Annotated in this window: 20 protein-coding genes and 3 pseudogenes; 14 read left to right on the top strand and 9 right to left on the bottom strand. The window is 67.6% G+C overall.

Features of this window, described 5'->3' with window-relative positions; genetic code table 11:
- Nucleotides 1-131: 131 nt before the first annotated feature.
- Nucleotides 132-728, bottom strand: coding sequence for a TIGR03086 family metal-binding protein (locus tag ACFVYN_RS38515; RefSeq protein WP_390006977.1), 597 nt, complete (start codon nucleotides 726-728; stop codon nucleotides 132-134).
- A 76-nt stretch (nucleotides 729-804) separates the two neighbouring features.
- Between ACFVYN_RS38515 and ACFVYN_RS38510 the strand changes: the two genes are divergently transcribed.
- Nucleotides 805-1,674: a DUF6597 domain-containing transcriptional factor gene (locus ACFVYN_RS38510; RefSeq protein WP_390006975.1), complete on the top strand. Its 870-nt coding sequence runs from the start codon at nucleotides 805-807 to the stop codon at nucleotides 1,672-1,674.
- Here ACFVYN_RS38510 and ACFVYN_RS38505 read toward each other — a convergent pair.
- Nucleotides 1,665-2,129 (bottom strand): hypothetical protein, encoded by a 465-nt coding sequence (locus ACFVYN_RS38505; protein WP_390006974.1) that lies wholly within the window; start codon nucleotides 2,127-2,129, stop codon nucleotides 1,665-1,667. The two genes, ACFVYN_RS38510 and ACFVYN_RS38505, sit on opposite strands and share 10 nt — an antisense overlap.
- A gap of 130 nt (nucleotides 2,130-2,259) precedes the next feature.
- Here ACFVYN_RS38505 and ACFVYN_RS38500 point away from each other — a divergent pair, with 130 nt between their 5' ends.
- Both ACFVYN_RS38500 and ACFVYN_RS38495 read left to right on the top strand, forming a co-directional pair.
- Nucleotides 2,260-2,595, top strand: a complete 336-nt coding sequence (locus tag ACFVYN_RS38500) for a YnfA family protein (RefSeq protein WP_390006972.1) — start codon at nucleotides 2,260-2,262, stop codon at nucleotides 2,593-2,595.
- Nucleotides 2,596-2,711: 116 nt separating this feature from the next.
- Complete coding sequence (locus ACFVYN_RS38495; protein ID WP_390006970.1) at nucleotides 2,712-3,488, top strand: SDR family NAD(P)-dependent oxidoreductase; 777 nt, start codon at nucleotides 2,712-2,714, stop codon at nucleotides 3,486-3,488.
- A gap of 77 nt (nucleotides 3,489-3,565) precedes the next feature.
- On the opposite strand, the gene ACFVYN_RS38490 is transcribed toward ACFVYN_RS38495, so the two are convergent.
- Entirely contained in the window at nucleotides 3,566-4,759 is a 1,194-nt protein-coding gene (locus tag ACFVYN_RS38490; RefSeq protein WP_390006969.1) for an RtcB family protein, read from the bottom strand.
- 206 nt (nucleotides 4,760-4,965) lie between these two features.
- On the opposite strand from ACFVYN_RS38490, the gene ACFVYN_RS38485 reads away from it, so the two are divergent.
- The 8 genes and pseudogenes from ACFVYN_RS38485 (at nucleotide 4,966) to ACFVYN_RS38450 (ending at nucleotide 12,609) form a co-directional block, all read left to right on the top strand.
- On the top strand, nucleotides 4,966-5,781 hold the full coding sequence (locus ACFVYN_RS38485) for a DUF3558 domain-containing protein (protein WP_390006967.1): 816 nt from the start codon (nucleotides 4,966-4,968) through the stop codon (nucleotides 5,779-5,781).
- A gap of 253 nt (nucleotides 5,782-6,034) precedes the next feature.
- Nucleotides 6,035-6,883, top strand: a complete 849-nt coding sequence (locus ACFVYN_RS38480) for a DUF3558 domain-containing protein (RefSeq protein ID WP_390006966.1) — start codon at nucleotides 6,035-6,037, stop codon at nucleotides 6,881-6,883.
- Between the two features lie 92 nt (nucleotides 6,884-6,975).
- A pseudogene (locus ACFVYN_RS38475) lies at nucleotides 6,976-7,176 on the top strand (DUF2637 domain-containing protein); the annotation flags it as partial.
- Nucleotides 7,177-7,421: 245 nt separating this feature from the next.
- A complete protein-coding gene (locus tag ACFVYN_RS38470; protein ID WP_390006964.1) occupies nucleotides 7,422-7,913 on the top strand; it encodes a Pycsar system effector family protein in 492 nt (163 codons plus the stop codon).
- Between the two features lie 21 nt (nucleotides 7,914-7,934).
- Nucleotides 7,935-8,591, top strand: coding sequence for a Crp/Fnr family transcriptional regulator (locus ACFVYN_RS38465; RefSeq protein WP_390006962.1), 657 nt, complete (start codon nucleotides 7,935-7,937; stop codon nucleotides 8,589-8,591).
- Nucleotides 8,592-8,798: 207 nt separating this feature from the next.
- Entirely contained in the window at nucleotides 8,799-9,485 is a 687-nt protein-coding gene (locus ACFVYN_RS38460; protein ID WP_390006960.1) for a hypothetical protein, read from the top strand.
- A 524-nt stretch (nucleotides 9,486-10,009) separates the two neighbouring features.
- The gene (locus tag ACFVYN_RS38455) at nucleotides 10,010-11,878 is read left to right on the top strand and encodes a hypothetical protein (RefSeq protein WP_390006958.1); all 1,869 of its coding nucleotides are present in this window, start codon (nucleotides 10,010-10,012) and stop codon (nucleotides 11,876-11,878) included.
- A 74-nt stretch (nucleotides 11,879-11,952) separates the two neighbouring features.
- Entirely contained in the window at nucleotides 11,953-12,609 is a 657-nt protein-coding gene (locus ACFVYN_RS38450) for a hypothetical protein (RefSeq protein ID WP_390006957.1), read from the top strand.
- Nucleotides 12,610-12,779: 170 nt separating this feature from the next.
- On the opposite strand, the gene ACFVYN_RS38445 is transcribed toward ACFVYN_RS38450, so the two are convergent.
- From ACFVYN_RS38445 to ACFVYN_RS38430, 4 genes are read right to left on the bottom strand one after another with little or no spacing between them, the layout of a single operon-like run.
- Nucleotides 12,780-13,181, bottom strand: a complete 402-nt coding sequence (locus ACFVYN_RS38445) for a hypothetical protein (RefSeq protein ID WP_390006956.1) — start codon at nucleotides 13,179-13,181, stop codon at nucleotides 12,780-12,782.
- Nucleotides 13,178-15,331: an integrase gene (locus ACFVYN_RS38440; RefSeq protein WP_390006955.1), complete on the bottom strand. Its 2,154-nt coding sequence runs from the start codon at nucleotides 15,329-15,331 to the stop codon at nucleotides 13,178-13,180. Before ACFVYN_RS38440 ends, ACFVYN_RS38445 begins: the two co-directional genes overlap by 4 nt.
- Complete coding sequence (locus ACFVYN_RS38435) at nucleotides 15,328-17,070, bottom strand: hypothetical protein (RefSeq protein ID WP_390006953.1); 1,743 nt, start codon at nucleotides 17,068-17,070, stop codon at nucleotides 15,328-15,330. The genes ACFVYN_RS38440 and ACFVYN_RS38435 overlap by 4 nt, the downstream gene beginning before the upstream one ends.
- Complete coding sequence (locus ACFVYN_RS38430) at nucleotides 17,067-18,599, bottom strand: site-specific integrase (protein WP_390006952.1); 1,533 nt, start codon at nucleotides 18,597-18,599, stop codon at nucleotides 17,067-17,069. Before ACFVYN_RS38430 ends, ACFVYN_RS38435 begins: the two co-directional genes overlap by 4 nt.
- 43 nt (nucleotides 18,600-18,642) lie before the next feature.
- Here ACFVYN_RS38430 and ACFVYN_RS38425 point away from each other — a divergent pair.
- Nucleotides 18,643-19,734: pseudogene (locus ACFVYN_RS38425) on the top strand (DUF2637 domain-containing protein); the annotation flags it as partial.
- Between the two features lie 62 nt (nucleotides 19,735-19,796).
- On the opposite strand, the gene lysS reads toward ACFVYN_RS38425, so the two are convergent.
- Nucleotides 19,797-21,542: a lysine--tRNA ligase gene (gene lysS, locus ACFVYN_RS38420; protein ID WP_390006951.1), complete on the bottom strand. Its 1,746-nt coding sequence runs from the start codon at nucleotides 21,540-21,542 to the stop codon at nucleotides 19,797-19,799.
- Nucleotides 21,543-21,690: 148 nt separating this feature from the next.
- Here lysS and argS point away from each other — a divergent pair, with 148 nt between their 5' ends.
- Complete coding sequence (gene argS, locus ACFVYN_RS38415) at nucleotides 21,691-23,454, top strand: arginine--tRNA ligase (protein WP_390006950.1); 1,764 nt, start codon at nucleotides 21,691-21,693, stop codon at nucleotides 23,452-23,454.
- Nucleotides 23,455-23,481: 27 nt separating this feature from the next.
- Here the strand turns inward: argS and ACFVYN_RS38410 are convergent.
- Nucleotides 23,482-23,862, bottom strand: a pseudogene (locus ACFVYN_RS38410) (DNA-binding response regulator); the annotation flags it as partial.
- Here ACFVYN_RS38410 and ACFVYN_RS38405 point away from each other — a divergent pair.
- Nucleotides 23,856-24,704: an oxidoreductase gene (locus ACFVYN_RS38405; protein WP_390006948.1), complete on the top strand. Its 849-nt coding sequence runs from the start codon at nucleotides 23,856-23,858 to the stop codon at nucleotides 24,702-24,704. The pseudogene ACFVYN_RS38410 and the gene ACFVYN_RS38405 overlap by 7 nt on opposite strands.
- Nucleotides 24,705-24,827: the final 123 nt, after the last annotated feature.

The following is a 24,827-nucleotide window of genomic DNA, read 5'->3' as shown; positions in this document are numbered from 1 at the left end:
GTACGCCCCCCGAGCAGCGCGAGGCGCTCGGGGGGCGTACCGGCCGTACGTACCCTCCCTCGCCGCCGCCCCACCACCCCAGCCTCGAACCGCCACCACCCCCACCAGCAGCCCCGCCCCCACCCCGCACCTCACCCCCAGCGCGGATCCCGCCCCGTCCCCGCCAGCAGCCGCTCGAACGCCGGCGCGTCCTCGGCCACCGGGACCGGGTCCCCGAACACCCCCATCTTCCGAGCTGTGGGCGCCAGTTGGGCCACCGCGCCCGTCAGCTCCGCCACGACCGCCTCGTCGGCCGGCCCGTACTCCTGTCCCGTCGCCCGCGCCAGGTCCCACACATGCACGGTCAGATCGAGCAGCGCCATCGAGCCGACCAGCCGCGCCGGCATGTCCATCGCCCCGGTCGTGCCCTCCTCGGCGCCGGGCGCCGACCAGACCGCCACCAGCCGGTCCGCCTCCTGCGCGAGCCGATCCCGCCAGTCCGGGCCCTCGCTCACCCGGTCCGGGACCGCCCCGTCGAAGTCCGACGGCTCCTTCACAGCCAGCCGCTGGAACTGCACGATCACCTGGAAGACATGGTTGACCAGCGCCTTCACGTCGTACTCCGCGCAGGGCGTGGCAGCCCCGAGAGCCTCGTCCGGAATCCCCCGGAACACCGGAACCGCCCGTTCCCGGGCCATCCCCAGCAGTTCACCGATGCCGTACGTCTTCTTCGCCGCGTTCGTGTCCATGCCCCGACCGTACGAAGACCGCCGACCGCCCTTCTTGAAGAAACGCGACGCCCGCCCCCGGACGTACGATCCCCTCATGGCCGCCCCCCGCCGCGACACCCGCGGGATCGTCGACCCGGCCGGGCTGCTGACCCGGGTGCGGTTCCGCCGCCACGAGCCCGCCGAACCGCTGCGCCGGTACGTCGAGCAGTACTGGTTCATCGACTGGGACCTGCCCGAGCCCTACGCCTCCCACGTCGTGCCGCACCCCTCCGTCCACCTCACCTTCCAGCAGGACGAGGGGTCGCCCTACGCCGAGCTGACGGGCATCCCCGGCGGCCTCTACACCAGGAGGCTCACCGGCAGGGGCCGGGTCTGCGGAGTGAAGTTCCGCCCCGGCGGCTTCCGGCCCTACGCCCCCGAGCACCCGGTGTCCCACTGGACGGCCGAGGTGCTCGCCGCCCGGGACGTGTTCCCGCAGATCACGACGGACACCGCCGGCTCCGTCGTGACCCCCGCCACCGACGAGGCCCGCGTCGCCGCACTCGACGCCTTCCTCCTCCGCCTCGCCCCGGCCACCCCCGACCCGCAGGCCGACCTCGCCACGGCCCTCGTCGACCACGTCCACGACGAGCGAACCGTGCGCCGCGTCGACGACTTCGCCCGCACGGCGGGACTCTCGGTACGGGCCCTGCAACGCCTCTTCTCCGCCTACGTCGGCGTGAGCCCGAAGTGGGTCATCCTCCGCTACCGCATCCACGAGGCCCTGGAGCTCGCCGGCACCCGCAGCGAGGTCGACTGGGCCACCCTCGCCGCCGACCTGGGCTACGCCGACCAGGCCCACCTGATCCGGGACTTCACAACGACGGTAGGGGTCCCGCCGACGGCGTACGCACAAGCGACCGGGCTACTCCGCGGCACAGGCACTGGCCGCGGCACAGGCACTGGCCTGACCCGTCAGAAGTAGTACTCGTCCCCACTGTCCAGCACCAGCACCCGCTGCCGGTCGTTCTCCCGGTTGCCGTTCACCGTCCCCCCGTTCCCCACCGTGTCGATCTCCAGCAGCACCTCCGACGGCACCCCCCGCAACCGCACCCGCAGGTCGACCCGCTCCCCCACCCCGTCCGCCGCCAGCGCCCCCACCGCGCACGACACCACCCGCTCCTCCGACCGCGCACACCCCGTCGGCAGCGTCTGCGCGTCCGCGAGAGGCTCCGACCACCGCAGCCGTACGGTCGCGTCCGGAACGGCGGCAGGCCCGTCATTGCGCGGCGTGAACCGCACGTCCACCTGCCCACCGGACAGGGACGCGGCCCCGTGATACGCCAGATCCGCCTCGGGCCCGCCGACCGCGACCGCCGTACCCCCACCTGCCACCAGCGCCACCAGCGCCGCACCCCACACCGCAAGCACCCGCCGCATGCCACCCACTCCTCGCTCCAGCCGCCCGAACCGCCGCGGTCGCAGGGATGTATCCCACGTACGGCAGCCGACAGGCGCCCTCCATCAGGTGACACCGGGGCCTGCCGACGGGCATGCGAAGCTGATCCACATGCTCGTAGCCCGCTCCGTCGCCCTCTTCGTCGTGGCCGCCCTCTTCGAGATCGGCGGCGCCTGGCTGGTCTGGCAGGGCGTACGGGAGCACCGCGGCTGGATGTGGACCGCGGGCGGCATCCTCGCCCTCGGCGCCTACGGCTTCGTCGCCACCTTCCAGCCCGACGCGCACTTCGGCCGCATCCTCGCCGCGTACGGCGGCATCTTCGTGGCCGGCTCGATCCTGTGGGGCATGGCGGCGGACGGCTACCGCCCCGACCGCTGGGACATCGCGGGCGCGCTCATCTGCCTCGCGGGCATGGCGGTCATCATGTACGCCCCGCGGGGCGACTGACCGGCCGCACTCAGGACGTCACGCCGACCGCCCGCGATCCGGACCGCCCGCAGCCTCCGACCATCGCCGACCTATCCTGGCGGGAGCCCGCACCCACCCCCGCCCGAGGAGCAGCCATGGCCCCCGCCGCCCCGTCCCCCGCGTCCCGGATCGCGATCGTCACCGGGGCGAGCAGCGGAATCGGCGCGGCCACCGCACGGCAGCTCGCCGCGGCCGGCTACCGCGTCGTCCTGACCGCCCGCCGCAAGGACCGCATCGAGGCGCTCGCGGAGGAGATCAACACGGCGGGCCACCAGGCGACGGCCTACCAGCTGGACGTGACGGACCGGGCCGCGGTCGACGAGTTCGCCTCCGCCTTCAAGACGGTCGGCGTCCTCGTGAACAACGCCGGCGGAGCCCTCGGAGCCGACCCGGTCGCCACCGGCGACCCCGCCGACTGGCGCTCGATGTACGAGACGAACGTCATCGGCACCCTCAACGTCACCCAGGCCCTGCTCCCCAAGCTCGACGCGAGCGGCGACGGCACGGTCGTCGTCGTCTCCTCCACGGCGGGCCACGGCACCTACGAGGGCGGCGCGGGCTACGTCGCCGCCAAGCACGGCGCCCACGTCCTGGCGGAGACCCTCCGCCTGGAGATCGTCGGCCGTCCCGTCCGCGTGATCGAGATCGCGCCCGGCATGGTCAAGACCGACGAGTTCGCCCTGACCCGCTTCGGCGGCGACCAGGAGAAAGCGGAGAAGGTCTACCAGGGCGTCGCGGAACCCCTCACCGCCGACGACGTGGCCGACACCATCGCCTGGGCGGTGACCCGCCCCAGCCACGTCAACGTAGACCTCCTGGTCCTGCGCCCCCGAGCCCAGGCGTCCAACACAAAGGTCCACAGGGACCTGTGACCGGGGACCGCAAAGACCCGCAGGACCCTTCGTCATGATCTACGCGGTGACGCACGCCCCCAAGTGAGCGGCAGCTCTCACCCCTTCACGCACACGACCTGCTTCAGCTTCGCCACGACCTCCACCAGGTCCCGCTGCTGGTCGATGACCTGATCGATCGACTTGTAGGCGCCCGGGATCTCGTCCACGACACCGGAGTCCTTACGGCACTCCACGCCCCGCGTCTGCTCCTCCAGGTCGCGCGTCGAGAACCGCCGCTTGGCCGCGCTACGGCTCATGCGCCGACCGGCGCCGTGCGAGGCCGAGTTGAAGGCCTTCTCGTTGCCGAGGCCCTTCACGATGTACGACCCCGTCCCCATGGAACCGGGGATGATGCCGTACTCGCCCGCCCGGGCGCTGATCGCCCCCTTGCGCGTGACAAGCAGGTCCATGCCCTCGTAACGCTCGCGGCTCACGTAGTTGTGATGGCAGCTCACCTCGGGCTCGAAGGTCACCTTGGCCTTCTTGAACTCCTTGCGGATCACGTCCTTGAAGAGGGCCATCATGATCGACCGGTTGTACTTGGCGTACTCCTGAGCCCAGTAGAGGTCGTTCTGGTAGGCCGCCATCTGCGGGGTGTCCGCGACGAAGACCGCGAGGTCCCGGTCGATCAGCCCCTGGTTGTGCGGAAGCTTCTGGGCCACGCCGATGTGGTGCTCGGCCAGCTCCTTGCCGATGTTCCGGGAACCGGAGTGGAGCATGAGCCAGATCTCACCCTGATCACTTATGCACACTTCTGTGAAGTGGTTGCCCGATCCAAGTGTCCCAATTTGCCTTTCCGCACGATCTCGACGGAATTTGACCGCTTCGGCGATCCCATCGAACCGCCCCCAGAAGCCATCCCACCCAGCCGTTCCGAAACCATGCAGCCGCCCCGGCTCCACCGGACTGTCATGCATCCCCCGCCCCACCGGAATCGCCTGCTCGATCTTCGAGCGCAGCCGGGACAGGTCCCCCGGCAGGTCGTTCGCCGTCAGGGACGTCTTCACCGCCGACATCCCGCAGCCGATGTCCACTCCCACCGCCGCCGGGCACACCGCACCCTGCATGGCGATCACGGACCCGACCGTCGCGCCCTTGCCGTAGTGCACGTCCGGCATCACCGCCAGCCCCTTGATCCACGGCAGCGTCGCGACGTTGCGCAGCTGCTGCAGGGCCACGTCCTCGACGGTCGCCGGGTCGGTCCACATGCGGATCGGGACCTTGGCGCCCGGCATCTCCACGTACGACATATCGTCCTCATTCCCCCGGAAAACAAACAGAAGTCTTGAATCGCAAAAGCCGCGCCAAGGTCGACGTATGGGATGACGGACCGGCGTTCACGGCAGTGCGTGCGATAGACATTGTCTGCTGGGGACGCCCCCGTGCGGCAAGCGAATAACCTGCGGGGACACTGAAGATCCCCACGAGTCGGAGACATTCCGAGAGGAGCCCCACCGTGCAGCGGAAGGCCTACGTACCCGGCGTCGCCGCCCTCCTCGCGGCGCTGCTGGCCGGCTGCACCGGCAGCTCGGGCGGCGACAGTCCGACGGACAACGCCAACCCGGACGACACCGGCACCGCCTCCGTCGTAGCGCAGCCCGGCAAGTACCGCACGCTGCCCGAGGCCTGCGGGGTGGTCGGCCAGAGCAGTCTGGACGTGCTGCTGCCCGGTATCCAGCAGATCGCCGACGAGGACCAGCGCGCCAAGGCGTACGCGGGCGAGGCGACGCTCACCTACGACACGGACCGCAAGGTGGGCTGCCGTTGGAAGGTGGAGGCCACGGACGCCACCGAGTACCTGTCGGTCGACTTCGAGCGGGTGGTGTCGTACGACAACGCGGTCAGCGACGACAGTCAGGCGCAGCAGCTGTTCGCGCAGGTCGAGGAGAAGGCCGATCTCCCGGTGGCGGCGACGTCGAGTGCGGTGTCCGACGTGGCGGAGAGCGGCACCGCCAGTGCCACGGCTTCCCCGACGGCCACTGCGAGTGGTTCCGCGAGTCCGAGTGGTTCGGCGTCCGCGACCCCGTCGGATCTCCAGCCCCGTGTCCTGGACGATCTGGGCGACGAGGCGTTCCTGGACGACGTGTTGAGCAACTCGGGTTCGACGGCCCAGCAGCGCAAGGTGACTGTGGCGTTCCGCACGTCCAACGTGATCGTGACCATCGAGTACGAGGAGCAGCCGACGACGATCGGTGCGACCCCGGACAGCAAGGAAATGCAGGACAACGCCCGGAAACTGGCCTCTCAGCTGGCCGGGTCGCTGTCGGGCTGAGTGCTCTTCACATGCCCCTCACCCGTGCGCACGAGGCGTTCGAAGCTGGACCGCACGGCATCCTCACCGCGTACCGTGGCCCCTCGGACCCGATCCGACGGCAGGAACCACAAGCGTCATGAGTGAAGGAACCATGCAGCGACGAGCAGAGCGTGACCAGGGTGTTCTGGGGGCCCCTCCCACGTCTTTCGGGCAGTGGGGGAGAGCGAAGCGTCTTCACCGCGTCCTTGTCTGCGCGGCCGCAGTCCCGGTGATGCTGATCGCCGCCGGCTGCTCCTCCGACTCCGGCTCCGGCGACTCCGGCTCCGGCAGCGGTGGTGACAAGGCCGCGGGCGCCGGTGCGACGGTGTCGGCCTCCGCGAGCGCGGCGCCCACGGTGCAGGCGGCGGCGTACAAGTCGCTTCCCGAGTCGTGCGGGGTGCTGTCCGCGAAGACTCTGAAGTCGCTGGTGCCCGAGGCTCCGAAGGCCGGCAAGAAGGGCACGTCGGAGGCGGGTACGCGCGGCAGTTGCTCGTGGAGCAGCCTCGACAACAACGGGGTGAAGGGCTCTCAGTTCCGCTGGCTGAATGTCTCGCTGCTGCGTTTCGAGTCGGACACCTCGCGCGGTACGGGTGAGGCGCAGGCGCAGAAGTACTACGAGCAGCAGATCCAGGACGCGCAGTCGGTGGCGGGTGCGAAGAACGCCAAGTCGCAGTCGGTGTCGGGGGCGGGTGACGCGGCGACGCTGGTGCGTTACGACCTGAAGAAGAAGGAAGGCGCCTTCAAGCAGCAGACGGTGGTCACGCGCGTGGAGAACGTCGTCGTGACCGTCGACTACAACGGCGCGGGTCTGGCCGGTGACAAGGCGCCGAGCACGGACGCCCTGGCGAAGCTGGCGGAGCGGGCGGCCAAGGAGGCGGTGACCGCGGTGTCGGCGGCGAACGGCGAGGGTGCGGCGAGCCCGGCCCCGTCGGAGTCCGCGTCAGGTTCGAAGGGCCCGTCCAAGGCCCCGTCGAAGTCCGCGTCCCCGTCCGCGTCCGCCTCGAAGTCCGCGTCGAAGTCCGCGTCGAAGTCCGGCTCGAAGTCGGCATCTCCGTCCAAGTCGGCCGCGAAGTCGGGCTGAAGAAGGCCTGACGGCACGTACCGGCCATCCGTGCGCAGCACATATGTGCCACTCTGTTGCGCGCAACAACACGCACTGGGAGGGGAGTACGGGTGTCCGCGCCCATGCAGCTGACTCGAATGCATCGCATTCTCATAGGCGTGGTCGTGTTCGGCGCCGTGATCATCGCCGGCATCGGCTTCGCGGGGTCGTACGCGGCCGTCCGTGAACTCGCCATTCAAAAGGGCTTCGGGAACTTCAGTTACGTCTTCCCGATCGGTATCGACGCGGGCATCTGTGTCCTGCTGGCGCTGTTCCCTGTCAAGTTCTTCTGTTCAGTTTGATTGCCCCTGTGGGGAGAACGGCTGTAGCGACGAACTCGGTGCCGCCCGGGTCTCCCAGCCGGAAAGCATCTTGGTGAGCTGCAGAAGCCCGGAGAGAACGAAGAGGGCGGTCATTTTCAGCCAACTCACCCGGTGACGGACGTGCCGCGGGAGTCCGTAGCGGATCCTGGGGGCGGATCACCGCAGTTCAGCTGAAGTAGTCAGGAGGAGGCAGGGTGGCCGCCGACCCGCTGGAAACGGCCTGGAAGATCCAGGCGGCATTGGCCGATTCGACAGGCAAGGCGGACACAAAGGCGTCCATCGCTCTCAGCCTCCAGTCAACGGTGCTCGCCCTGCTCGGGGTACTGGCCGCCTCGGGCCGCGGAGTCGGCGCACGGAACATGGCCGGCCATGTGCTGTTGTGGACGGGTGGGTGCATCCTTCTCTGCGGAGCGCTTCTGGCCGCCGCTGCGGTGGCCCCCAACCTGCGGTTGGAGCGCAGAGGACCTGGCCCGGACGACGACTATCTGTTCTTCGGGCATCTACGCCACTTCGAGCCGGAGACCCTGGAAGCTGCTCTGCGCTCGGGCTCCGCGTTGTCCGCGCTGTCACGGCAGATCGTCGTCATGAGCGAGATCGCCTGGACCAAGCACCGTCGAGTACAGCTCTCCCTGCTGCTAGCGGTGACGGGTTGCGCGGTGATTGGCGCCTCGGCCGCAATAGGGTGAGCGACGCCTCGGGGGGATGAAGTGAATTTTCGTCATTTGGTATCGGATGCCGCCTGGAATGACTTACTGCACCGAGGGCAGAGGCGCCGCTACGCGCGAGCCACATGGCTGTTTCACCAGGGAGAGTCACCTGACTTCGTCATCGCCCTGACTGACGGAATCGTCAAGATCGTCCGGTTGGCGGGAGACGGGACGGAGACACCTCTAGCGCTGCGCGGCCAGGGCGAGGTCTTGGGCGAGATCGGCGCACTCCTCGACAAGCCTCGATCGGCGTCCGTGAAGGCGGTCTCCGAGTGCGTCGGATACGTCCTTCCCGCGCACGCGTTTCGGGGATACATCGACCGACACGGCCTCAACCCGACTGTGTATCGGCTCACTGTTCAGCGCATGCACGAGAACGAGCAGCTGCGCACCGCGTTGATGAGGCTGTCGCCGCAGGCCCGGGTGGCCCGGGTGATTGAGTATCTGGCTTCGGAAGTCGGCGAGAGTGCGGACGACGGGACGGTCGTCCTCCGGCTCGGGATGTCCCGAGACGAGTTGGCAGCGATGGCTTCGATGAGCCGCTCGTCAGCGATGGCCGTCTTACGAGAGCTTCATGATGCCCGTGTCCTCGAGCTGGGCCGGGAGCGTCTGGTGGTCACGGACAGCGCAGCCCTCACCAAGCTGTCCGAAGGGTGACAGCACCCACCAGCCTCACCGTGACCCACGTCACCTTCGCACCGTCCAAAGCTGGACGGTACCCCGCCGCGTTCACCGCCACAGTGGCTTCTACCACCCCGACAAGAGGAGGACACATCAATGGCACCTTCATGGGAGCGCCTGTGGCCCTACCGGGCTGTACTTGCGGTTGATGCCAGAGACTTCAGCTCTCATACCAGCAAACGCATGCAGGAGATCAACGCAGACATCCAGCAAGTGCTCGCGCAGGCCCTGTCGGCCACCGGCCTTAGCGCGCACTGGGAACAGCGGGCCTTCCCGCAGCACACGGGTGACGGGTATGTCGCAGGTCTGGACCCCGAGGTGCTGCTGGCCCTGGTGGGATGCTTCCCCGGAGCCCTCAGTGATGTTCTGCACGAGTACAGAAGGCAGAACCCCGGCAAGAGCCCGCTGCAACTGCGCGTCAGCGTCCATGTAGGTCCGCTGCCCCCTTCCGGGCTGGGCGTTCCCATGGTCGAGACTCACCGCCTTCTCGACGACCAGACCCTCCGGGATCTTCTCGCGAAGGCCAAGCGCGCAAACACGGTGATGATCATCTCGCAACGCGTGTACGAGGACGTCTTTCAGAGCGGGCTCGAAACAGGCAGCACTGTCGCCGAGGACTTCGCGCAGAACATCGCCAAGGCCAAGAAGTTCGCCCAGCCTGCCTGGCTGCATGTTCCCGGCCTCGATTGGGGACTTGCCGATCGTTCGCTTTTCGAAGTCCCAGAGCAAAGCAGTACGGCCCCGCCCTCACAGGGAACACGCCGTGAGGACTCACAACCTGCCTCCGCGCCATCCTTTGTTCAGAACGGCAACGGGAACTTCCAGGGCCAGCACCAGTACTTCAACGGCGGCGTGGGAGGCCTGCGATGACCGACAACCCATTCACTGCTGGTGAGCCTGACAACTCACCTGGTACTCCCCCGAAGCCGTCTGACGATGGGTTCGGGCACCAGACTGAACCGGCCCAGGAGGACCCATCCTCCACTGCCACACCGCGCTGGCGCTGGGCCGACCGGCTCAACCTCACGGGCCGTTCAGGCAACGCCTTCCCTCCGGAAGAGGAATCGGAGGCAACCAGCGTCCTGTATCCGGGGAAACCCGCCCCGACGCCAGCCGGCGGATCCGGGGAGTGGGCCGTCCCCCACGCAAGGCCCGAAAGCCAGCTCATGCCTGGGCAGGGAGGCATGCTTTCAACCGACGGAGGCACGCTTTCTCCGCCGGCCGCTCACGGTGCCCCTGTGCCTGCGCCCACACGCGTCAGCGAGGACAGCGAGAGGATCGACGAGCTGCCAGTACCTGCGGCACCAGCAGAAGAGCCGGGCATCGAGGGGGGTACTCCTGGACCAGCGACTCCCCCGCAGGTCATGCCTGCCATGGGCTCTCATGTGCAGAACGTGGCCCCCTACGCCACCGCATTCCAGGCGGAGAGCCAGCACTTTTACGGCGGCGATTTTGTGCGGCAGCAGCCGGTGCATCAAGTGGATCTCGCTGCATGCACCAATGATCGTTTCATCCCGCCACGTGACGCCGACTGCTGGGAACAGGCACAGTTCCTGATCAAGGAGCACGGAGTCGTCATTCTCTGCGCGCCACCGGGCACGGGCCGGCGCAGCACCGCGCTGCGTCTCCTGACTACCGTGGGATCGCTACCGCTGACCCTCGTGGACCTCGAGCCGGAGTGGTCGAAACCCGACGCTACGAAGCTGCCAGCCGCAACTGGTCACGGCTACGTTCTCGACCTCTCAGGCATGCCGCAGCAGCCTGGACCTCGATTCGGTCAGGGTCTGATCAATTACGGCATCGACGGCGTAAAGAAGTCTTGCTATCTCGTCGTTCTCACCACCCCTGACGAGTGGACGAATGAATGGTCTGAAGAGACGCGCCACATCACTGTCAAGCATTCTTCACCGAACGCTAAGCCTCTGGTGCGCCAAGAACTTCGACAGATGGGTGCAGAAGATCGAGTCTCCTGGCTCGACCAGGATGCGTACAACGACATCTGGCGTTCCAATCCACCTGCCCAGGAAGCCCGACGACTCGCTCGCATCGTCTATGAGGCAAAAGAGAACGACAACACCGTCGTTGAGGAGTTCCAGGGATGGAACACACACATCAACAAACTCCTCACCCCGACCAGGCAAGGACCTGGTGAGCCAGAGCTCGTATCCACCCGTGCCACCGTCTGGGCGGGGGCGCTGATCAACGGCGGCCGAAAGCGGTCAGTACTTCATGCCGCCGATGCACTTCTCGAAAAACTCGAATTCGGGCGGAAACCCCTGGACATTCTGGCAGATGCCACGTCCAGTCACCGTCTGAAGGCCGCCGCGCTTTGGCCGCATGGAGATCGGGCGTTCCACGAGTTGGACAAGCACGATCTGGCACCGGCCATCCTCAGGCATCTCTGGGATGAGTTCCCGACCCAACGAGATCTGTTGCGTTCATGGGCTGTGTCGGTCGTCGCGCAGCAGGCCGTACCCGAGGACGACGCGCGCATCGCTCTTTCCGCACTCCTTGAATTGTCGAAGGAAGTGCACGACACCAGCATTATCGACAGCGTCGCCAAGGAGGTGACTGGGCGCCGCCTTCCGCTAGCAGTGGAAGCTCTCACATCTGCGGCACTCGACCCCACTCTGGGCAAATATGTCCGGGGACGCCTGTACCGGTGGATGCTCGGTAAACCGTCGCCGGCGATGGTGGATCTGGTGACGCAGATCTGTGGAGGGGAACTTGCCGTCCGCCAGCCGTCAATCGCAATGACGCGACTGGCCAGGGCAGCCGTCCACGCTCCGTTCCCATCCTCCGCCATGGTTGATGCGTTCCGGCGGCTTACCCAGATCAACTCGGCCGAAGTAGCCAAGGCTCTCGAGACGTGGCTGACAGAGGAACCCGCCAAAAGGCATGCTTTGGTCGCTTTCCTCTCCCTGGCTGCCACCGACGAAGGGACACGGCTTCTTCTGAGCATGACGGATGATGCTGCGGGCAGGCAGCGCTTCGTACGGGCCTGGCAGCAACTACTCCAGGACGATGAGTCCCAGAGCGCAGCAGATGAGCAGCTAGGCAGGTGGGGAGTCGCAGCCGAGAGCGGGCTGCTGCCCTCAGCGCTGCTAGTCGATCTCATGGCCGATGTGTACGAACCCAAGATCTATCGAAGCGGTCTGCAGCGATTCTTTGCACAGGACCGTGACTTCCAGGATTCCTTCTGGGGCGAAGTCCTCGAACGAGTAATCATCAGGACTCATGAACGCGAGAAGGCATCAAGCTGATGATGGCGTACCTCGGGCTGCGCCGACGTCTTCGTCACCGCGTTTCGACTACGTGGCCAACGAAGCTCTGGGGCGTGGCCTATACGGTCAGCGGTGTGCTGCACTGCCGCCTCGCTTCAGGCGAGCAGCGTCAAAAACGCGCCCTGGTACGTTCGGCTGCACGGATGGCGCTAGAGGAGAAGGCTTCGCAGATCACCCGCGGATATCTGCCTGGGCAACTTGACGAGGCGGAGAGCGCGCTCGCGCTGGAGCTGTCCGATTGGCGGCAGGTGGATGCGAGGTGGCCGATTGAGATCAAAGCACACCTCGTCCTCCGGCTGGAAGCCGAAGCGGCAGCTCGTGCCCAGGCATATGAAGACGCCTTGCGCGATCAGCAGCTCCAACATGATCTGCATGAGACTCGTGTGGCATACATGCGGGACAAGGTGCTCGCCGACGCGGATACAGCACGTGCCTGGTGGCTCGAACGCCATCGCGAAGGGCACCATTCGATCGTGTGGGATGAGTTCAACACGCACATCCTGCCTTTCGTCGGCCGAGCCGGGGACGCACAAACAAACGCCATGCGCACTGCTCATGTCCTTGCCCAAGTGGTCGAGAGGCTGGAGGACGACCCGGCTCGCCACAAGCTTTTCGTCGCCACCGCACGCCTCCTGATGAAGGAGATGGACTGGCCAGACCTTGCGGATAGCCTCACGCTGGCCGAGCAGCGGAAGTTTCAGCCGAAATAGTAGGTTCCACGGCTGGCGCGCCAGCAAAATCTCTGATTCGCCAGCCACCGTTTCGGTAACCGACCCGAAACTTATCGCTATGCCATCCACGAAACCTGCTGGCCCAGAAGGTGGGCTTCACAGAGCCCGGCGAGAAGGAGACCAAGCTGGTGAGGTCGTCAGTGTTCCAATTAACGGAACGGAACGACATTGCCAGGGTTCGATTTCAGCGGTGCTGAGGAGTCCTCCTGCTGCCGAGTGAGGACTGCGCTTGCGAGAGTAAGGCGGGTCACCTGCTGGCGGAGCTCCTCGATCTCGGCGTTTTTGTTCGCGATGGTCTGCCTGAGCTTGGTGACGGTCTCGCGGAGCCGTTTCTCGGTCTCGGGGACCTGCGGGGTTTCGGCGCGGACTCGTTCGTAGAACTCGTTCTTCAGGTCGGCGTGGCGCTTCATCAGGGCCATGCGGTGAACGCCGGCCTCGACGGCGAGAGCGGCGACGGTGAGACTGCCGTTGGAGACGGTGGCCTGTCCAGTCAGGAGGCGGTCCATGGCCTCCCGAATTCGGGTGCGCTCGTCAGGGTGATGCTGAGTCATGTCAGGGCCTCGATGGACTGGGCGGTGGCGTCGTGAGTGTCGGCCGTTTCTCGGAGCCGATCGGCGTTGGCCCGCAAGCGCTTGGCAACCGGGCCAGGGGCGCGGGCAGCAAGTTGGTCGATCTCCTCAGCTCGTCGGCGTAGTTGGCGGGCGTGAGTGTCGGTGCGGACGGTGTTGCCACAGCCCGGTGTGCAGGCGTACTGACGCGGGGCGGTGGCGCCCGGGGCGGGTTCGCACAGTGCGTTGTCATGCTTGAACGCGCAGATCAGGAATGCGTCGGGGTTGTCGTAGAGCACGACTCCGTCTCGGGCCAGAAATTTGGTGGCCTTTCTGGCGAAGGTCTTGGGGACGAGACGGCCCTCGAACCGGGGTGCATGCCCGGCTGCGGTGAGGGCTCGGCGGGCGGCCGGTCCGGAGATCTTCTCGCCGGCTGCGGCTCGGTCGCGGAGGCGGACGGCGGTTTCGGCGGCCGCGAGGGCGGTCTCGACGTCGAGGACGCTGTGCAGGCCGCGACGACTGCGGGAGGCGTAGCCGCTGGTGGTCCGGGTGTCCAGGACGGTGCGCATGTGACCGTACTGGATGGCCAGGGCGATCAGCCCGCCGGGGCGACGGGCGACGTGCCAAGCCAGGGTGCGGCGGAAGCGGGACATCCCGATCGCGCCGTGCGGGTCCTCAGGGACGGCTTTGTCGGGCAGCCCCTGAGTCTCGGCCTCGCGGTTCACCCAGGCGACGAATGCCTCGATCCGCCTGTTCAGCGAGGTTCTCCGGATCGCACCTTGGAACTGCCTGCCACCGGGGCGGTGAACATCATGGTGGGCGGCGCTGAGGAGAAGTTCCCCCTCGGGAACCATCCGTTCCAGGACCCGAATAGCCCGAACGACAGGGGTGATCGCGACCCAGGGAACCCCACGGACCTCGCCGGCTGAGGCGTGGTTGCCGTCTTCATCGAGGACGTTCTTGAAATGGCGGCTCCGGATGAGATGCCGTCCCGGCGTACCGTCGTCGGCTGGTTCGGAGTCGGGGCAGCAGCCCGAGCGAAGGGCCTGGGCTTCCTGTGGACGCATGCCGGTGAGGTAGACGATCACGATGGTGGCGGCGGTGCCCAGGTGCTGCATCAGCGTGGTGGCTTCGCCAAAGGTGATGTACTCGCGCCAGGGCCTACCGTCGATCTTTCCGGCGATAGGGACGTCCAGCGGGCAGGGCGCCGGGCGTTGAACAACGAGGTCTTGCAGACCATGAAGTTTGACGAGTCTCTCGATCTGGGTGTGAGTGGCGCCCGTGTGGGCGGCGACGTAGTCGCGGGCCAGGTACAACCTGCCCTTGACATGGACCGCAGGCAGTGGAGCGCCCTTGTCGACCAATGGAAGCAGGTACTCCTTGAGCGCAGCCCGACTCGCCGATGTGGCGGTGTTGTTCGCCGCCACGTCCACCAGGCGGCGCTGTTCGGTCCAGGCTGCCAGGATGTCGTCAGCGAAGTCGTCGACGAACCGCAGCGCCCATACCAACAGCGGTCCCATGACCTGCGGGTCGAGCGGCTCTGTGGAGTTCTCGGCACTGTCCGCCCCATCGGCAGCGGGGAGAAAGTCGTCGATGCCCTCGGTCTCCCACGGAGGGCGGCTGATGCCAGCGGGACACGTACTGAGTTGGTCGTACACCCACAAGTCGGTGAAATAGCCAAGGACCATCTCGGCATGGACCCGGCTGATGCCCTCGTCTCGGCGTTCGCTCGCATAGGCCCGCCACATGTCTGCCGTGCAGTCGGCGAGATGGGTAATGCCGTGCTGATGTAGCCAGTTGGCCAGCCGGAACCACTCGCAGTACTTCTGCAGCATGGTCGAGGCCGAGACCCGCCCCCGGGCCGAGAGCCCTTTGCTGCGGAGGTAGGTGGGCCTTCGCTCACCGTTGATCAGAGCCCAGACGACACGCTTCATCTCCCCCTGCAACGGGGCCGGGCAGTTCTTCCAGTGAATCGTGATCAGCGTGGCACCGGGATTGTCGATGAGCGGGGCCAGCGACCAGACAGGGTCACGGTAGTGGGAGTTCGGATGGGTGTTGCCGGGACTGATCCATCGAGGCAGTACTACGGGGCTGTCCGGCATGGGCACCGGGAGAACGTAGGGGTCGTCCTCGTGCGCGAGAGCGGCGGTCACGGGGTGAGATCTCCCTTCACCAGCAGCCGGACAAGGGTGTGGTCGTCGCTGCCAGCGCGGGCCAGCGCCGCGTCCCAGGCGGCGGCGCCAACCTTGTCGCGCAGGTCTTCCAGCCGCAGGAGGTGGTCCTGCCACTGCTCGTTCCAGACGCCGTCCTCCAAGACGGAACGGAGGCTTTCGAGCTGCTGGTGTAGGAGCGCGAGACGTGGATGGTGGCCGGGGTGGACGTAGGCGTTCTTGCAGGCGAGGCAGAGCATGAAGTCGGCTCCGCAGCCGCCTCCTGGCGCCGGCCAGGGGCTCGTCTTCTCATCCTCACAGTCCGCCGTCACCGTCTGTACGTGGGCGGGGTTCGGCGCGTCGACGAGGTGCCCCGGGAAGACCTCCGCCCGGGCCTGCTCCAGAGCCTCCATCGCGCCGTCCGCGAAGACGCTTCGTGAGTCGCGCTGAACACGTGCGTCGGGCAGTACGTAGACGCGCTCGTTGGTGTCCTGGGTGTGCTGCCGAGGACGCCCCTCACGGGTCACCGTAGTGCGGCGTGCGCGCTGAAACGGCGAACCGCCGAGGTCGTGTGCCTCCTGCCAGCGCTGCGCGTCGTTGTAGGCGATGCCGAATGACAACGGTCCTACCGGGCGTGGGCGCTCGGTGTCCTGATGCCGGTGGGCGACCCGCGACGGGGCGTACAAGCGCGAGACCATCAGCAGATCAGTGCCTGGTGCCAGGCGGGCCGCCAGAGCCCGCCCGTGTTCGGTCGCCTCCAGCGCCTGTGTGATCAGCCGTCCCGGGGAGTCGGCGCCGGAGTCGGTGATGTTCTCCGTGGAGAACCATCGCCCCCGGCCCGCACGGTGCTTCTCCACCTGGACCTGGTACGTGATCGAAGCCTTCTCGCCCGCGGAGGGCGCGGCGGTCGGCGTCGGCATTCGGTCGTAGACCTTCAGGTTCCAGGCGAACCGGTCAGTGAGGAGAACAGCCAGTGCCGTCAGTTCCATGCGAGACAGGAACAGCCGTCCCCAGGTCTTCTCAGGACTGGCACCGCCGAGCAGACTGCGGTGGTCCACATGGGGCTGGCCGCTCGGCAGGATGCTGCGCGGGACATCCCCCGTACGCGCGAGGTGGTCCAGGACTTCCCCGAGCCGCCAGTCCCGGCTGCCTTTTACCGGCTCGCCCGCCTGCCACGCCCGGAGCAAGCGAGTATTCTCACCGATCCGCAGCCATGCCGCTCTGAACTGCCGCTGTGCGGCCAGTACGACGCGCTTCCTCTCGTCGTCCTCGTAGGACTGCTTGCTGGGCTTCGCAGCCGGGAAACGCCGCAACAGTTCTTCCGTCACGGGGCCACCGGTGAACCGCGGATCCTGCCGCAGCAGCAATCGGATCGTGCTCAGCACCGCTTTGCCCGTCGTGGTGCTGACGTGTCGGGTCCGCCAGCGCTTGAGGATGGCCACAGTCACCTCGTCCAGGTCCTGCGGCGTGTTCTCGAGCTCGGACAGGAACGTGGCGAACACCGTCACCCTGGACCAGCAGGTCTTGGCGGTCTCATGGCTGGTCCAGGCCCGCGACTGCGCTGCGAACAGCCGGGCCAGCGAACGCTGCAAACGATCGGGCACCGGCAGTTCCGCGAAGTCGAACTCCCTCGTAAGCCCAGCCTTGTTGATCACCGTCACCACCAAGCCATCCGGCCCCAGTGGCGATTCGGTGCGGTGCTCGGCCGGAGGCAGCGCGGCCCGATGCCCTCGGCGGCTCACGAGGCCTCCCTGAGGAGGGTGTCGATGTCCTGGATTCCGGCCGACTCTCGGGCGAGCCGTGCGAAGACGTCGTCCAGGTTTCCGCGCTCTTGGTCTGGCTCGTCGTCGGTCTCGGCGGCGGCGAGAATCGACTCCAGTTGCAGGTGTGCTACGGGCGCGAGGTAGTGCCGCTTCGTCGTCTCCACGTCCGCGTGCCCCAGCAGCGTCTTGACCAGCCACCACGGGTCGCCGAAGAGCAGCGCGAAGTCCCGCCGATCCTTCCGCGTGAGCCCGTAGCGGTTATCCATCAGCTCGTTCAGCACGACCAACATATAGAGCGCGTACGAGTGCCTGGCGGAATGCGGGGTCGCGTACGGGCTTCTGCCACGTACCTCCGCCAGCCGAAATCCCCTTCCCAGCGCTCGCTCCTGCGGCGTGAGCAGAACTTCCTCGCAGCGCAGGTTCGCGGACCGGAACACGGCGTTCCAGCGGTCCGGCGCCATCGGCATGCCCTGTTCGGACAGCCATAGCCAGGCCGGCTCCGGCCCCGCAGCCCCGTCCAGGAACAGCCACTGGCGTTCTCGCCACCCCAGCCGCCCCAGCTCCCGGCTGCCGAGAACGCCGTCCTGGTCCACCCACTCCACCGAAGGCTTCAGTCCCCGACTCACCTTCGTGACCAGCCACATCACCGGCAGACGCTCGTAGCGGCCTTCTGCCTGGGCTCGCTGTACAGCCCACGCCCGCTCCGACTCGATGTAGGCCTCGACCTGCCCGACCGCATCCACCGACGCGTAGAAAGTCCTCCCCCGCTTCGCCCTGGTCACCGCCCCGGCGATGGAGCCGTGGCAGTACCGGCCGTGCCTCAGCTGCTGTGTGGGCAGCTCGAACGTCAGCAGCGATCCGCCCTCTTGCCGCCGCAGTCCAGAGCTGAGCAGCAGCTGCACGAAGGCGGTGTTGCGCAACTCCGTCCGCGCGTCCCACCCCGGCACCGGCACCCCAGTCCTGTCGTGACCACGCAGCCCGATGTCTGACCACAGTGCCCAGGTCCGCGGCGTCAGCCACGACACCCGCGCGCTGACAGAGTCCGCCGCCCGGTCCTCACGTCGCGACACGTCCACTGGCAACGGCCGGACCTTCCCCCACGTGAACAGCTTCGTGAACGCCGCCGCCTCCCGGTTCCACTTGGCCCCGCTGATCCGCTCGGGATTCGCTGGTGCCTCACACCGCCAGTCCCGGTAGTCGGCCAGATCCTGCTCGGTAGCCTTCCGCCACGGCACCCGCCGCGAGGACAGGAACTCCAGCAACAGCCGGATGTCAGTCGCGTAGTTCCGCTTCGTCTCGCGCTCCAGGCTCCGGAAATCCTTCGAGCGGACGAAGTCGAGCAGATCCGTATCCACCACGCCGTCCGGCCGGACGAACACCGGATCGCCGGGCCGCAGCCCAATCCGTGCCACTGCCTGCGGCAGATCCCGGACCCCCAGCACCCCCTCCGCGGGCAGCACACCCCACCGCTCCGGATCCGGCACCCACACAACGAACCACGAGCCCATGCACCCCTCCATTGACGCTTGAACTCATTGAATCATCAGGGAAGCGCTGGACCTGCTCCTGACGTGGATCCGTATCCCGTTCCCGTTGCTGCGCCAGACGGCGTGGCTCCTGACGGCCGCCACGATCGCCTTCAACGGCGCGGCGGCCTGGCCGGATCCGCTGGGTGTGGGCATGCACGCGGTGATCCCGATCCTGTTCGTGGTGTCGGTGGAGGCCGCCCGGCACGCGATCGGCCGGATCGCGGACATCACGGCGGACAAGCACATGGAGGGGGTCCGCCTCACCCGCTGGCTGCTGTCCCCGATCCCGACTTTTCTCCTGTGGCGTCGGATGAAGCTGTGGGAGCTGCGCTCCTACGAGCAGGTCATCAAGCTCGAACAGGACCGTCTTGTCTACCAGGCCCGTCTGCACTCCCGCTTCGGCCGGGCCTGGCGTCGTAAGGCTCCGGTGGAGTCCCTGATGCCGCTCCGGCTGGCCAGGTACGGGGTTCCGCTGGCAAAGACGGCTCCGTCGGGCCTGGCGGCGGCGGGCATCGAGCCGGTGCTGCTCCCGCCGGTGCCTGCGGTCGACGTGGTCGCGGGTGATCGTGACGCCGGGGCGGTTCCCGACCCGCAGCGTGCCGCGCCCGCCGGCGAGCAGCGCCGTGAGCTGAACGGCACCTCTCAGCAGCCGCAGGTCCAGCCGGAACCCGAGCCCGACCTGAGCCCCTGGTTCGAGGCCCCGCAGCAGATCGAGTACCACGGCGGCTACAACCCCAACTACGACCCCGCCGAGCAGTACGAGCGGTGGTACGAGGAGCAGATGGAGGCCGAGCAGTACGAGCTGCAGCAGATCCAGTACGAGGAGCCCCCCAGGGAGCCCTCGATGGAGGAGACGGGCAGCTTTCCAATCCCGGTGAGCAACGGACGTACCAGGGAGCTGGGTGAGGGCGGCGGCACCCCGGAGCCGACGGAGGAGGACTTCTACCAGGTCTTCAAGAAGTCGATAGACGGCAGCTATCCCTCTCCCGGCCAGCTCCGGGGGGACGTGGAGGCGACGTACGGCGTGGTACTCCCCCAGCGTGAGGCCGAGCGCATGGTCAACCGCTTCACGAACCGCCACACCGCGGAGCTCCAGGAAGACCACATCGCCTGAGACACGCGAAAGGCACGCGAAAGGGGGCCCTCCTCACCGAAGGGCCCCCTTTTCCGTACCGTCTACTCCCCGAGCAGCGCCCGGACCCGCTCCTGTCCCACGGCCAGCAGCAGCGTGGGCAGCCGGGGCCCGGTGTCCCGGGAGACCAGCAGCTGGTAGAGCAGGGCGAAGAACGTCCGCTGGGCGGTCTTGATCTCGGCCGGCAGTTCCTTGGGCGTGGCGTCCGCGGAGAATCCGGCCTGCACCTTGGGCACGCCGTACACGAGGTGGGTCAGCCCGTCGAGCGACCAGTGCGAGGCCAGCCCGTCGAGGAGCAGCCGCAGCGACTGCTGGGAGGCCTCGTCGAGGGACTTCAGCAGTTCGGCGTCGGGCTCGGTGCGCACGATGGTCCGCTGGTCGGCGGGCACCTGGGTGTTGATCCAGGCTTCGGCCCTGTCGTACCGGGGCCGGGCCTCGTCCAGCGAGGAGAGCGGGTTGTCTGGGTCGAGGTCGCTGAGGATGCGCAGCGCCTGGTCCGCGTGTCCGGCGGTGATGTCGGCGACGGAGGCGAGGGTCCGGTACGGCAGGGGCCGGGGGGTGGTCGGGAGCGTCCCGCCCGCGGTGCCGACCGCGCGGGAGTGCGCGGCGACGTCGCCGGGCAGCGCGGATCCGTCGGCGACCTTGGCGTCCAGCTTGTCCCACTCGTCGTAGAGCCGCTGGATCTCCTGGTCGAAGGCGATCTTGAAGGACTGGTTGGGCCTGCGGCGGGCGTAGAGCCAGCGCAGCAGCTGCGGCTCCATGATCTTCAGGGCGTCGCCCGGTGTGGGCACGCCGCCCTTGGACGACGACATCTTCGCCATCCCGGAGATGCCGACGAAGGCGTACATCGGCCCGATGGGCTGCTTGCCGCCGAAGATCCCGACGATCTGTCCGCCGACCTGGAAGGAGGAGCCGGGCGAGGAGTGGTCGACGCCGCTGGGCTCGAAGACGACGCCCTCGTAGGCCCAGCGCATGGGCCAGTCGACCTTCCAGACGAGCTTGCCGCGGTTGAACTCGTTGAGCCGGACGGTCTCGGAGAACCCGCAGGCGTTGCAGGTGTACGACAGCTCGGTCGTGGCGTCGTCGTAGGAGGTGACGGTGGTGAGGTCCTTCTCGCAGTTGCCGCAGTAGGGCTTGTACGGGAAGTATCCGGCGGATCCGGAGGAGCCGTCGTCCTCGGCGGCCGCGCCGGACCCTTCGGCGGCCTCGACCTCGGCCTCGTCGAGCGGCTTCTGCTGCTTCTTCGCGGCGGCCGGGGCCTTCTTGGTCCGGTACTGGTCGAGGATCGCGTCGATGTCCCCGCGGTGCGCCATGGCGTGCAGGATCTGCTCGCGGTAGACGCCCGAGGTGTACTGCGCGGTCTGGCTGATCCCGTCGAACTCGACGCCGAGCTCGGCGAGCGCGTCGACCATGGCGGCCTTGAAGTGCTCGGCCCAGTTCGGGTGGGCGGACCCCTTCGGCGCGGGCACGGAGGTCAGGGGCTTGCCGATGTGCTCGGCCCACGACTCGTCGACCCCGGTGACGCCGGCCGGCACCTTGCGGTAGCGGTCGTAGTCGTCCCAGGAGATGAGGTGGCGCACCTGGTGGCCGCGGCGCCGGATCTCGTCGGCGACGAGGTGGGGGGTCATGACCTCGCGGAGGTTCCCCAGGTGGATGGGTCCGGACGGGGAGAGCCCAGAGGCGACGACCACGGGTTTGCCGGGGGCCCGACGCTCCGACTCCTCGATGACCTCATCCGCGAAACGGGAGACCCAGTCGGTGGTCTCGGTGCTCTGAGCCACGATCGGCACGTCCTCTTTTACTGAAGTACTGGAGTACTGAAGGCTTGATGGACACCTCATTCTCACAGACCGTCCCGCGCGCGAGAAAACCGCTTTACCCCCCATGGGATACTGACCGTGTCTATCTGATCCCCCGAGGAGAACGGCACCCACTCCCATGGCCCCGGTCACGTCCCTCAGCGACGCCGTCAACCAGCAGCTCACCTCCGCGATCTCGGCCACCTTGCCGGAGGCCTCCGCGGACCCCCTGCTCCGACGCAGCGACCGGGCGGACTTCCAGGCGAACGGCATCCTCGCCCTCGCCAAGAAGGCCAAGGCGAACCCGAGGGACCTGGCGACGCAGGTCGTCTCCCGGATCGAGACCGGTGACGTGATCAAGGACGTCGAGGTCTCGGGTCCGGGCTTCCTGAACATCACGATCACCGACCGGGCGATCACCGAGACCCTGGCCGCGCGCTACGCGGACACCGACCGTCTCGGCGTACCGCTCAAGGACGAGCCCGGCATCACGGTGATCGACTACGCCCAGCCGAACGTGGCGAAGGAGATGCACGTCGGCCATCTGCGCTCCGCGGTGATCGGCGACGCCCTGCGCGGCATGCTCGACTTCACCGGCGAGAAGACGATCGGCCGGCACCACATCGGCGACTGGGGCACCCAGTTCGGCATGCTCATCCAGTACCTGATCGAGAACCCTGGCGAGCTGGCCCCTGCGGACGAGGTCGACGGCGAGCAGGCCATGTCGAACCTGAACCGGGTGTACAAGGCGTCCCGTGTGCTCTTCGACTCCGACGAGGAGTTCAAGGAGCGGGCGCGGAAGCGGGTCGTCGCCCTGCAGTCCGGTGACAAGGAGACCCTCGAACTCTGGCAGCAGTTCGTGGACGAGTCGAAGGTCTACTTCTACTCCGTCTTCGAGAAGCTGGACATGGAGATCCGCGACGAGGAGATCGTCGGCGAGTCGGCGTACAACGAGGGCATGCCCGAGACTGCCCGCCTCCTGGAGGAGATGGGTGTCGCGGTCCGCTCCGAGGGCGCGCTGGTCGTCTTCTTCGACGAGATCCGCGGCAAGGACGACCAGCCGGTGCCGCTGATCGTGCAGAAGGCGGACGACGGCTTCGGCTACGCGGCGAGCGACCTGACGGCGATCAGGAACCGGGTCGTCGACCTCCGGGCGACCACGCTCCTCTACGTGGTGGACGTACGCCAGTCCCTGCACTTCAAGATGGTCTTCGAGGCGGCCCGGCGCGCGGGCTGGCTGACCGAGGGCGTCACCGCGCACAACATGGGCTACGGCACGGTGCTGGGCGCGGACGGCAAGCCGTTCAAGACGCGTGAGGGCGAGACGGTACGGCTTGAGGACCTGCTGGACGAGGCGGTGGAGCGGGCCACGGCCGTGGTCCGCGAGAAGGCCGAGAAGGTGGGCCTGACCGAGGAGGAGATCGTCGAGAACGGCCGGTACGTCGGGATCGGCGCCGTGAAGTACGCGGACCTATCGACGTCGCCGAGCCGGGACTACAAGTTCGACCTGGACCAGATGGTCTCGCTGAACGGCGACACGTCCGTGTACCTGCAGTACGCGTACGCCCGTATCCGGTCGATCCTACGCAAGGCGGAGGACGCCTCGCCCGCACCGCACCCGGAGCTCGAACTGGCCCCGGCGGAACGGGCGTTGGCCCTTCACCTGGACGCCTTCGGCGCCACGGTCTTCGAGGCGACGGCGGAGTACGCCCCCCACAAGGTCGCCGCGTACGTGTACCAACTGGCGTCCCTGTTCACCACGTTCTACGACCAGTGCCCGGTGATCCGGCCCCGCCCGGCCCAGGAGATCGTGGAGAACCGCCTGTTCCTGTGCGACCTCACGGCCCGCACCCTGCACCGGGGCATGGCGCTGCTGGGGATCAGGACGCCCGAGAAGCTCTGACGCCCGCAGGTCGCGATCGCTGTGGTTTCAGCGGGGCAGCCCCAGCTCGCCTGCACGCAGCCCGGCCTGGAAGCGGGAGTCGGCCTCGAGTTCGGCCATCAGCTCGGCCACACGCCGCCGATAGGTGCGCAGTGAGACGCCGAGCTGTTTGGCTGCCGATGCGTCGGTGAGGCCCGAAGCGAGGGCTTTGAGGACCATGCGGCCGTCGGCGTCGAGGTGCGGGACGTCGCTGCGGAGATAGGTTTCGAGATCGACGGCGGCGTCCCAGAGGGCCCGGAACAGCGAGTGAACGCCGTCGACCAGGATCCGTGACGTCGTCACGGTGAACTCGCGGCCGTTGGGGGTCTCCTGGCCGGCAAGGATCATCACCCGCCGGTCGATGAGGATGGTCTCGTGCGGCAGTGACGATCAAGACTTTCTCCCTCGGCGGAGACCTGACGGTCAACCGGCTCGGCTTCGGCGCGATGCGCCTGGCGATGGGCACCTTCGCCGGTCCGGCGCGAGATCCCGAGACGGGCATCGCGGTGCTCCGCCGGGCCGTGGAGCTGGGCGTGAACCACATCGATACGGCCGGTTTCTACGGCAGGGACGCTGTGTGGGCCAACGAGCTGATCCGCAGGGCATTGGCTCCTTACCGTGACGACCTGGTCATCGCGACGAAGGTGGGGCCGTTGCCCGGTCCGAACGGTGTGCCGAGCGGGCAGGCGACGGCTGATCAGCTGCGTGGGCTGGTCGAGGCGGATCTGCGCTGTCTGGGTCTCGACCGGCTCGACCTGGTCTATCTGCGGGTCGGCGGGATGACCGGGCCGGGGGGCGAGTCGATCGCCGAACGGTTCGCGGTCCTGGCCGAGCTCCGCGCGCAGGGGCTGATCCGACACCTGGGCGTCAGTAACGTCGACGGCGCCCAGCTCGCCGAGGCCCGGGCGATCGCGCCCGTCGCGGCGGTGCAGAACAGGCACACCGGTGACAGGGGGCTGCTGGCGGAGAGCGAGGAAGCGGGCATCGCGTACGTGCCGTACTTCCCGCTCGGCGGCGGGGTCGGCAGCGGCCCGCTCGACGCCGAACGGCTCGGCAAGGTGGCAGCACGTCTGGGGGCGACCACAGCGCAGGTCGCGATCGCCTCCCTGCTGGCGGCCTCGCCGACGGCACTGGCGATTCCGGGTACCGGTTCTCTCGAACACCTGGAGGAGAACCTCGCGGCGAACGATCTTGGTCTCAGTGACGAGGACCTGTCCGACCTGCGAGGCTGACCGGCCGGCTCCGGAAGCAGGCTTGCCCGCCATTCACCACCGGTCTCAAGTAGCGCTCCGTCGGCCATTGATGCTCCTATTGCCTGTCAAGCGGCTTGGAGCCAGTCGCGGTAGGCGTGGGCG

Source organism: Streptomyces sp. NPDC058307 (assembly GCF_042880295.1).
GTDB lineage: Bacteria > Actinomycetota > Actinomycetes > Streptomycetales > Streptomycetaceae > Streptomyces.
Note: the sequence above shows the minus strand (reverse complement) of the source record. Positions and strands in the feature narration are given on the sequence as shown.